Origin of the sequence: Verticiella alkaliphila, assembly GCF_018904615.1 — a bacterium.
Taxonomy (GTDB): domain Bacteria; phylum Pseudomonadota; class Gammaproteobacteria; order Burkholderiales; family Burkholderiaceae_B; genus Verticiella; species Verticiella alkaliphila.
The window spans coordinates 1-9,482 of the sequence record NZ_JADCNH010000067.1; the positions used below are offsets into that span (position 1 = coordinate 1).

Consider the following 9,482-nt stretch of genomic DNA (forward strand, 5'->3'; position numbering starts at 1 on the left):
CGCTGGCCGGTCGTCGGTCCGGCGCTCGCCTATACGTATCGCGGCGTGCGCGCGGCCAGTCGGCCCGGCCTCGGTGTGCGGGCGCGGGTGCGTGCCTTGCCGTTCGTCGGCGCCCTGGCAGCCTGGTTCAGCGCGGTGGCGACTTTGCCGCGGTGGCGTCGGCACCTGCACGAGCAGGATGCCCGCCTCACGCAGGACGTCGCCGCCCTGCGCGCCGCGCAGACCGACCTGATGCGCGAACTCGTGGCCGCGCGTCTGACGATCCGCACGCTGCAATCCCGGCTCGATGCCGACCAGCGCGAACGCGGTGAGTCCGCGCCGCGTTGACCGCCGTGTCCTGCTTGCCTGTGTGCCGCGCCGGCACCGCGGTCTCTTCCTGGAGTCTTGCCTGACATGCCGTCCATCCATCAGTTCCACCGCAGTTGCACCGTTGGCGACGGCGTCACGAAGAGTCTGTTCTACACGCGCCGCTTGCTGCGCGAACTGGGCTTCGATTCCGAGATCTACTGCCAGGAGATCCCGCCCGAGCTGCGCGACGAGGTGCGCCCGCTCACCGAACTGCCCGGCGGTGCTGACTATCTGCTGCTGCAGCATCACAGCCTCGGCTACCGCGAGGGCGGTTGGCTCGATGGCCTGGCCGCGCCGCGCGTGCTCGTCTATCACAACATCACGCCCGTGCACCTCCTGCCCGGCGACGAGCTTCCCGCCCTCAGTCGCCTGGGACGCGAGCAGCTCGCGCAGTGGGCAGCGCAGTGCGTGGGTGCGATCGGCATGTCCGACTACAACACGGCGGAGCTCCTGCAGGCAGGCTACCGGAATGCGGTGACATTGCCGCTGCTCGTCGATCTGGACATCGCCCGCGAGCACGATTGGGACAGGCCCACCGCCGAGCAGATGCGCACGCAGCTCAACATCCTGTTCGTCGGTCGCATCAACGAGAACAAGCGCCAGCACGAGCTCATCGAAGTCTTCGAGGAGTTCCTGCATGTCGTGGATCAACCCGCACGCCTGGTGCTGGTGGGCGGCGTCACGAGCGAAGGCTATCGCGACCAGTTGCGCGCGAAGGCGGGTGCGCATCTGCAAGCCGGCCGCATCGTGCTCACCGACAAGGTGGGCGAGGCCGAGTTGCAGGCCTACTACCGCACGGCCTCGCTCTTCGTGTGCCTGAGTGAGCACGAAGGATTCTGCATGCCGATCCTGGAGGCCATGCAGCACGACGTGCCCGTCATCGCCCGCGACGCCGGCGCGCTCGCGGCGACGATGGGCGAGGGCGGCCTGGTGCTGGATGCCGAGGAGAAGGATGCGCGCGCCATGGCGTCGCTCTGGCACACGGTGCTGACCGAACCCGGACTGCGCCGACGCATCATCGCCGGCCAGCGGCGCAATCTCGCACGCTACGAGCCTGTCTTGCTGCGTCAGGGCCTGGCCGACTACCTGGCAAGCCTTGGGCAGGCGCCGCGCATGCCGGCGGCACTGGCCGAGGCGCCGGCCGCGCCGCCGTACTGGCAGGTCGAAGGTCCGATCGATTCGTACTACAGCCTGGCTATCGTGAACCGCCACTTGGGGCTGGCCCTGGATGCGCGCGGTGTGAACGTGGGTCTGAACCGCGCCACCGGCACGGGCGGCGGCACGCCCGACGACACGTGGCTGCGCATGCGCGAGCCAGCGGCAGCACGGCTGGAGGCGAAAGCGACCGAATGTGCAGCGACGGGCGTCGCGCCGGACGTGAGCCTGCGATTCCACTATCCGCCATGGGTTGACGGCATGCGCGGCTTGGCACGCGTCACGCATTCCTATGGCTGGGAGGAATCCGCGTTTCCCCAACCCTATGTGGATGCCTTCAATCGTGGCCTGGACCTGGTGACGACGCTGTCCACGCAGGTCTCGAAGATCCTGCGCGACAGCGGCGTGCGCGTGCCGATGGCGGTGGTGGGCACGGGCGTGGACCACATCCTGGCCCATGCGCCGCGGCCGCTCGACCTGCCCGAGGCGGCGCGGGCGTCGTTCCGTTTCCTGCACGTGTCCTCGTGCTTTCCGCGCAAAGGCATCGACGTGCTGCTCGAGGCGTGGGGGCGGGCATTCCGTGCCGGTGACGACGTCGTCCTCATCATCAAGACCTTCCCCAATCCCCACAATGACGTGGCGGACCAGTTGAAGCGCTGGCGCGCGCGCGATGCGGGCTATCCGGCCGTGGTGCTGGTCGACGAAGACGTGCCGCCGGATCAGCTGTTGTGGTTGTACCAACAATGCCATGCGTTCGTCGCGCCCAGCCGGGGCGAAGGCTTCGGTATGCCCATGGCGGAAGCCATGCTGCTGGGGCTGCCGGTGATCGTGACGGCATGGGGCGGGCAGACAGACTTCTGCACGCCAGAGACAGCATGGCTGTGCGATTACGACTTCGTGTTCGCGCAGTCGCATCTGAGTGCGGCGCAGTCCGTGTGGGCTGAGCCACGCGCCGAGCATCTGGCTGAGCTCCTGCGCGACGTCCGGCAGGCGACGCCCGAGGCGCTGCAACCGCGCCTGCGCGCGGCCCGGGACAAGGTCGAGCGTGACTACAGCTGGCGTGCCGTGGCCGAGCGTACGCAAGCTGCGGTCGAGCGCACCCTGCAGGCGCCCACCTGGCGGCGCCAGCCACGCGTGGGTTGGGTCACCACCTGGAATACCCGGTGCGGGATTGCCAGCTACAGCGGCTTTCAGCGGGGTGCCATCCCCGATGATCGTCTGGTGGTGTTCGCCGCCCGGTCCGATCGTCCGGTCGCGCCGGACGAGGAGTTCGTCGTGCGCAACTGGCGCGAGGACATGAGCTGCCTGCAGCTGGACGAGGTGGAGGCCGCGTTGCAGGCGCGCAGCATCGATGCGCTCGTCATCCAGTACAACTTCGGTTTCTTCTCCGTGCAGGCGCTGGGCGATCTGGTGCGTCGCGCCCGCGAGGCGGGTATTCCGAGCTACGTGGTGCTGCACTCGACCGCCGACGTCAACCGCGGCGAGGTCCGGGCGTCGCTGCGCACGGCCGTGGCCGACCTGGCGCGGGCCGAGCGTCTCATCGTGCACGGGCTGGAAGACCTGAACCGGTTGAAGTCCTTTGGCCTTGTCGACAACGTGCAGTTGCTGCCGCACGGCGTGCCGGCCGCGCCCCCCGAGCCATCGCCCGCGTGGCGCGAGGCCCGTGGTCTGACGGGCCGGCGGGTCATTGCCATGTATGGGTTCCTGCTGCCGCACAAGGGTGCGCAAGTTCTGGTGCAGGCCTTTGCCCGCCTGGCCCGTACCGAACCGGACCTGCATCTGGCGCTCATCACGGCCTTGTATCCCAACCCGGTATCCGACGCCGAGAAGGCGGCCTGCGAGGCGCTGATCGCTGAGCACGGACTGCAGGATCGGGTGACCTTCGTCACGGACTTCCTGTCCGACGCCGACAGCCTCTCCTGGCTGCAGATGGCCGATCTCATCGTCTACCCTTACCAGGAGACGCAGGAGTCCTCGAGCGCTGCGGTGCGGGGCGGCCTGGCGGCGGGACGCGCGGTGGCGGTCACGCCGCTGTCGATCTTTGCCGACGTGGACGATGCGGTGCACCGGCTGCCGGGCACCAGCGTGGAAGACATCGCCCTGGGCATCTGGGCATTGATGAGCGATGCGAAGCTGCTGCAGGCCGTGGCTGCCCGCGGACGGGCCTGGTGCGACGCGCGTCGCTGGCCGCTGATCGCCCAGCGTCTGCACGACATCATCGATGGCGTGGCCAACGACATCAGGCCGGGCTGAACGCGGTGCCAGCATGACAAAGGGGCCGCGTCAGGCGGCCCCTCGGTTCACTGAGCGATGGCGTGTGCGACGCCAACCGTGTCAGTTGCGCCCGTAGATGTCCTCGAAGCGCACGATGTCGTCTTCGCCCAGGTATTCGCCGCTCTGCACCTCGATGAGGATGAGCGGCAGCTTGCCCGGGTTGGACAGGCGATGCTGGCAGCCGGCCGGAATGTAGGTGGACTGGTTCGGCCCCAGGCTGATGGTGCTCTCGCCGTTGACGATGCTCGCCATGCCGCTCACCACGATCCAGTGCTCGCTGCGATGGTGGTGCATCTGCAGCGACAGGCTCTGGCCCGGGGTGACGACGATGCGCTTGATCTTGAAGCGATCGCCTTCCTCGAGCGTGGTGTAGGTGCCCCAGGGGCGGTGCACGGTACGGTGCAGGCGGTGGGCATCGTGGTCGTCTGCGCGCAGGCGGTCGACGATGCGCTTGACGTCCTGCACGCGGTTCTTGTCGGCCACGAGCAGGGCATCGGGCGTGTCGACGATGACGAGGTCGTGCACGCCCACGGCCGAGACCAGACGATCATGGCTGCGCACGTAGCAGTTCTCGCTGTCGTGCAGCATGGCGTCGCCATCGACGCGGTTGCCGTGCACGTCCGGTTCGATGAGATCGCCGATCGCGTTCCACGAGCCCACGTCGCTCCAGCCGATGGCGCACGGCACGACGGCCGCGCGCTGTGTCTTCTCCATGAGGGCGTAGTCGATCGACAGATCCGGTGCCGTGGCGAAGGTCTCCGGATCGAGCTCGATCTGGAAACGCTGCTTGCCCGTGCTCTGTTGCGAGGCGGCCAGCGTGGCGCGCGCCGTGGCGAGCACCTCGGGGGCGTGCGTCTCGAGCTCGGCCAGCGCGGTCTTGACCGTGAGGCAGAACATGCCCGAATTCCAGAGGAAGCGGCCGCTGTCGACGTACTCGCGCGCAGTCTCCAGATCCGGCTTCTCCACGAAGCGCAGCACGTCGTTGCCCTGGGCCTCGATGTAGCCGTAGCCCGTCTCGGGATGCTCGGGGCGGATCCCGAACGTGACCACGCGGCCTTGCTGGGCGAGTTCGGCTGCCTGGGTAACAGCCGTGGTGAAGGCCGGCAGATCGGCGATCAGGTGATCCGCGGTCAGCACGAGCAGCACGGCGTCCTCGCCGCGTCGCTCGCCGATGGCCAGCGCCGCCGCGGCAATGGCCGGTGCCGTGTTGCGTCCTTCGCTCTCGAGCAGGAAGCCGAGTGCCACACCGGTGGGATTGACTTCGGCATACTCGTCGGCCGTCTTGAAGTACAGATCACGGTTGGTGACCGTGACGACTTCAGCGACGCCGGGGAGTGAGGCGGCACGAACAAACGCCTTTTGCAGCAGGCTTTGCCCATCGGAGAGCCGGATGAACGGCTTCGGATGGAGTTCGCGGGAAACCGGCCACAGCCGCGCACCGCGGCCGCCGGAGAGGATAACGGGGACCATGTTCATGGCGGGCAGTATAGCTGTTACAAAATCGGCCGCCAGCCCTTTTGGGTAACGCCCTGTGAGGGGCGTGACGTGCCTGACACCGGTCGCGTTGTGCCAGTGAGACAAAGGGTCTAGACCACGGGACGGGTTGCGGTGAATAAGATATTAATTAATAATGGTTCCTGTTTAGGTTGCCTTTTGGCAATCACCGTCGCCAACCTGCCGTGAGCCTTCGGGCCAGCGGTTTCGTCTGTGCCTCTATGTACGTCTGCATCTGCAACGCGATCACGGAAGCCGAGCTGCGCCACAGCGTGGACAACGGCGCCCGCAGCCTGGAAGACCTGCAACTGGACACCGGTGTGGCCAGTTGCTGCGGCACCTGTGCCGATGCTGCGCAAGCCGTACTGGCGCGCCATTGCCCGGGTGCCGCCGCGTGCCATGCCGCGCCGGCTGCGGTGGCTGTCGCCCCGGTGGCGATGCCGTCCCCTGTGATGCGTGCGCCATCCGTCCCCTCGGCACCCGTGTTCGCCCCGGTTCGTTGGGTCTCGCGTGCGCCGCACGCGATGGCGAAGGCCGCCTGAGTTTCATTCTCGTCTTCGTTGGCAGTCTCAGAGTCGGTCACGATCGACACGCTGGTTCATCCACGCGCCTTCCGCTGCTGTTAAGGTGTCGGCTGTTACCGAACCGCCATGCCAGGAGCAGCACATGAAAGGCGACCCCACCGTCATCCAGCATCTGAACGCTCAGCTCACCAACGAGCTGACCGCCATCAACCAGTACTTCCTGCATGCCCGCATGCTGCGCCACTGGGGCCTGGAAAAGCTGGGCAAGCATGAGTACGAAGAATCGATCGGCGAGATGAAGCATGCCGACCGCCTCATGCAGCGCATCTTCATGCTCGATGGCCTGCCCAACCTGCAGGATCTGCACAAGCTGCAGATCGGCGAGAACGTCCCGGAACTGCTCCAGGCCGACCTGAACCTCGAAACGGGTGCGCAGGCCACCATCAAGGACGGCATCGCCTACTGTGAGTCCGTGCGCGACTACATCTCGCGTGATCTGTTGAAGGACATTCTGGACGACACCGAAGAGCACATCGACTACCTCGAGACGCAGATTGGTCTGCTCTCGCAGGTGGGCCTGCAGAACTATCTGCAGTCGCAGATGGAAGCCGACGAAGACTGATCGGCGCGCTTCGGGCGCATCGACAGCGAAAAGGGCTGGCACCGCGAGGTGCCAGCCCTTTTTTCATGCGTTGGAAGAGGGTGTCAGCGCCGGATGTCAGAACCGTGCGTTGCGCGCCGTGGCGGGGCATTCGGCAACGCGGCCCCAACCGCCGTTGGGCTCACAGTACTGCACGCGAAGGCGTTGCTCGCATTCCGCTTCGCTGAAGAAGCGCTGGCGGCCGCAGCGGCCCAGGCTGTCGCGCAGCGATTGTTGCCAAGCCGGTACGGCGGGGGCTGCCGGTGCAGATTCCGCCGGCTGGGCCACCGCGAAGGCGAGCTCCGGCGGCAGTTCGCGCGGGGCTGGTGCGCCCTGCTGGCCCGATTCCTGGAAGCTCGGCACCGGAATGCCGCTGCGGCCCGGGCCCATTGCGCCGTTGGTCTGCAGACGTGCCATCAGGCTGTCCAGATCGTCCGCGCGCGAGGTGGAGATGGCGATGCCAGGGTTCTGGTTGGCTTCGAGCAACGACACGAGCGGCGCGGATTCGCCAGCAGCGCGGCGCTGTGGCACGCCCAGAGAGCCGTCCACGCGCGGTTGCGGCGGCTCGGGCACATAGGCCTGACCATCGGCGCCGACCTGGGAGATCGGGGTGCTCGGCTGGGTATCCTGCTGCGGGGCGAAGGGCGCGTTCTGGACGAGCAAATGGCCGAAGAAGGCGCCCGCTGCCGCAGCGACGAGCAACGCCGCGACCAGGAATATCGAAATGCGGGCCCACATGCGGTCAAGTCTCCAGGTTGGGCAGCGTGGCGCACCAAGGCGCCACGGGCCAGGTTACGAGGCGAACACGCGGCTGCCATGTTCGCGCAGTGCATGGAACTGTACTTTGGGGTACAACTCCTGCGCAACGCGCAACTGGGCGGAAGATGTTGCCAGAAATGCCACGGCGTCCACGACGTCGTAAGCCATGTTGGCCACATTGGCGTCCATGAACTTCTTCAGATCGGCCGGGTTCTCTGCCGAGATCCATCGCGCCAGCGTGTAGCGGCTCGGCATGAGCCGTGCCTCCACCCCGTACTCCGTCTTCAGGCGGTGCGCCACCACCTCGAACTGGAGCTGCCCCACCGCGCCCAGCAGCAGCGTGCTGCCTGCCTGGGGCCGGAACACCTGGATGGCGCCTTCTTCGCCCAGCTGGGTGAGGCCGATGCGCAACTGCTTGGAGCGCAGGGGATCGGCCACTTCCACGGCTTGAAACAATTCAGGCGCAAAAAAGGGCAGTCCCGTGAATTGCAGGGCCTCGCCTTCGGTCAAAACGTCGCCTAAATGCAACACGCCATGGTTGGGAATGCCGATGACGTCACCCGCAAAGGCCTCGTCGAGCAGATCCCGCCGTTGCGACAGGAAGGACACGACGTTGTTGGGCCGGATCTCCTTGCCGGTGCGGCTCACCTTCAGGCGCATGCCCCGCTGGAAGTGTCCGCTGCTCACGCGTACGAAGGCCACGCGGTCGCGATGCGACGGATCCATGTTGGCCTGGACCTTGAAGACCACGCCGGTGAACTTGCCTTCGTCAGGCTGGACTTCGCGCTCGACGGCGCGGCGCGAACCCGGGGGCGGGGCGCGCTCGACGAGCGTATCGAGCACTTCCTGCACGCCGAAGTTGTTGATGGCCGAGCCGAAGAACACCGGCGTCTGCTTGCCCGCGAGGAAGGCTTCCTGGTCGAACGGCACCGCGGCTTCCGTGAGCAGCTCGATCTCGCCGTGGGCCTTGGCGAAATCTTCGCCGAAGCGCTCGGCCAGCACCGGATTCTCCAGGCCGTGGATGAAATCGTCCTCGTCGCTCACGCGATCCTGGCCCGGTCGGAAGAGGCGCATGCGGTCGTTGCGGATGTCGAACACCCCACGAAAGCTGCGGCCCATGCCCACCGGCCACGAGAAGGGCACGGCATCCATGCCGATGTGCGATTCGATCTCCGAGAGCAGATCCAGCGGCTCGCGCACCTCACGGTCCATCTTGTTCACGAACGTGATGATGGGCGTGTTGCGCGCGCGACAGACCTGCAGCAGCCGAATCGTCTGCGGCTCCACGCCGTTGGCGGCGTCGATCACCATGAGCGCGGCGTCCACGGCGGTGAGCACGCGGTAGGTGTCTTCGGAGAAGTCCTGGTGGCCCGGGGTGTCGAGCAGGTTGATGACGCAGTCCCGGTACTCCATCTGCATCACCGAGGAGGCCACCGAGATCCCGCGCTGCTTTTCGATCTCCATCCAGTCCGAGGACGCGTGGCGCGACGCCTTGCGCGACTTCACGCTGCCGGCGATCTGGATCGCACCTGCGAAAAGCAGCAGCTTCTCGGTCAGCGTGGTCTTGCCCGCGTCCGGGTGGGAGATGATGGCGAATGTGCGTCGCCGGGCGACTTCCTGAGGGATGTTCATGGGGCAAGGATTTTACCTGCTTGCGCGCGGGCGGGCCCCCGAGTGGGCGAGTGCATGCACGCGTACGGGAACCTGGGGCCTCGGCTATCATCGAAGCCAGAGGGGATCCATCGGGGATCACCCCGGTCTGCCCTAGTCGTCCTGCCATGAATTCAGTCGATGTCCCCTCCCTCAGCCATCTGGACGAGACCGGTCAGGCCCGCATGGTCGACGTGGGCGACAAGGTCGTCACCGCGCGCGTGGCAGTCTGCGAAGCCCGGGTGCGGATGTCGCCGGGCGCCTTTGGCCAACTGGCCGATCACGCGGTCGCCAAGGGCGACGTGCTGAACACGGCGCGCGTGGCCGGTGTGCTCGCCGCCAAGCGCTGCGCCGAGCTCATCCCCCTGTGCCACACCTTGCCGTTGAGCTTCGTCGGGATCGACTTCGCGCTCGAGGCCGAGGCGGGCAGCGTGCGCATTACAGCTACCTGCCGCAGCGACTACAAGACGGGCGTCGAGATGGAGGCCATGATGGCCTGCAGCGTGGCCGCGCTCACGATCTACGACATGTGCAAGGCGGCGGACAAAGGCATCGTGGTCGCCCTGGCGGGCGCGGCATTGCGTCTGGACGTCGCCATTCTCGGAGTGCTCTGATCATGCAGGCCACGCTCACCCAGA

General features: G+C 66.8%; 8 protein-coding genes. 5 read left to right on the forward strand and 3 right to left on the reverse strand.

Going from position 1 to position 9,482, the window contains the following annotated elements; all coding sequences use genetic code 11:
- Together IMZ29_RS21585 and IMZ29_RS21590 are read left to right on the forward strand one after the other, a co-directional pair.
- On the forward strand, positions 1-327 hold a 327-nt coding region (locus tag IMZ29_RS21585), incomplete at its 5' end, for a hypothetical protein (protein WP_216188204.1).
- A 66-nt stretch (positions 328-393) separates the two neighbouring features.
- Positions 394-3,756: a glycosyltransferase gene (locus IMZ29_RS21590; RefSeq protein WP_216188206.1), complete on the forward strand. Its 3,363-nt coding sequence runs from the start codon at positions 394-396 to the stop codon at positions 3,754-3,756.
- An 81-nt stretch (positions 3,757-3,837) separates the two neighbouring features.
- Here the strand turns inward: IMZ29_RS21590 and IMZ29_RS21595 are convergent, their stop codons facing one another.
- Positions 3,838-5,253, reverse strand: coding sequence for a mannose-1-phosphate guanylyltransferase/mannose-6-phosphate isomerase (locus IMZ29_RS21595; protein ID WP_216188208.1), 1,416 nt, complete (start codon positions 5,251-5,253; stop codon positions 3,838-3,840).
- 239 nt (positions 5,254-5,492) lie between these two features.
- On the opposite strand from IMZ29_RS21595, the gene IMZ29_RS21600 reads away from it, so the two are divergent.
- Entirely contained in the window at positions 5,493-5,813 is a 321-nt protein-coding gene (locus IMZ29_RS21600; RefSeq protein WP_216188210.1) for a (2Fe-2S)-binding protein, read from the forward strand.
- A 124-nt stretch (positions 5,814-5,937) separates the two neighbouring features.
- Positions 5,938-6,417 carry a bacterioferritin gene (gene bfr / locus IMZ29_RS21605; protein ID WP_216188212.1) on the forward strand — a complete coding sequence of 160 codons (480 nt, stop codon included), beginning with the start codon at positions 5,938-5,940 and terminating at the stop codon, positions 6,415-6,417.
- A gap of 96 nt (positions 6,418-6,513) precedes the next feature.
- On the opposite strand, the gene IMZ29_RS21610 is transcribed toward bfr, so the two are convergent.
- Together IMZ29_RS21610 and IMZ29_RS21615 are read right to left on the reverse strand one after the other, a co-directional pair.
- The gene (locus IMZ29_RS21610) at positions 6,514-7,173 is read right to left on the reverse strand and encodes a hypothetical protein (RefSeq protein ID WP_216188214.1); all 660 of its coding nucleotides are present in this window, start codon (positions 7,171-7,173) and stop codon (positions 6,514-6,516) included.
- A 54-nt stretch (positions 7,174-7,227) separates the two neighbouring features.
- On the reverse strand, positions 7,228-8,826 hold the full coding sequence (locus tag IMZ29_RS21615) for a peptide chain release factor 3 (protein ID WP_216188216.1): 1,599 nt from the start codon (positions 8,824-8,826) through the stop codon (positions 7,228-7,230).
- Positions 8,827-8,972: 146 nt separating this feature from the next.
- Between IMZ29_RS21615 and moaC the strand changes: the two genes are divergently transcribed.
- Complete coding sequence (gene moaC / locus IMZ29_RS21620; protein ID WP_216188218.1) at positions 8,973-9,458, forward strand: cyclic pyranopterin monophosphate synthase MoaC; 486 nt, start codon at positions 8,973-8,975, stop codon at positions 9,456-9,458.
- Positions 9,459-9,482 lie beyond the last annotated feature (24 nt).

Bases quoted from the DNA above. Each gene is read 5' to 3' on its own strand.
- IMZ29_RS21590 (WP_216188206.1), top strand. From the start codon at position 394: ATGCCGTCCATCCATCAGTTCCACCGCAGTTGCACCGTTGGCGACGGC.
- IMZ29_RS21595 (WP_216188208.1), bottom strand. From the start codon at position 5,253: ATGAACATGGTCCCCGTTATCCTCTCCGGCGGCCGCGGTGCGCGGCTG.
- IMZ29_RS21600 (WP_216188210.1), top strand. From the start codon at position 5,493: ATGTACGTCTGCATCTGCAACGCGATCACGGAAGCCGAGCTGCGCCAC.
- bfr (WP_216188212.1), top strand. From the start codon at position 5,938: ATGAAAGGCGACCCCACCGTCATCCAGCATCTGAACGCTCAGCTCACC.
- IMZ29_RS21610 (WP_216188214.1), bottom strand. From the start codon at position 7,173: ATGTGGGCCCGCATTTCGATATTCCTGGTCGCGGCGTTGCTCGTCGCT.
- IMZ29_RS21615 (WP_216188216.1), bottom strand. From the start codon at position 8,826: ATGAACATCCCTCAGGAAGTCGCCCGGCGACGCACATTCGCCATCATC.
- moaC (WP_216188218.1), top strand. From the start codon at position 8,973: ATGAATTCAGTCGATGTCCCCTCCCTCAGCCATCTGGACGAGACCGGT.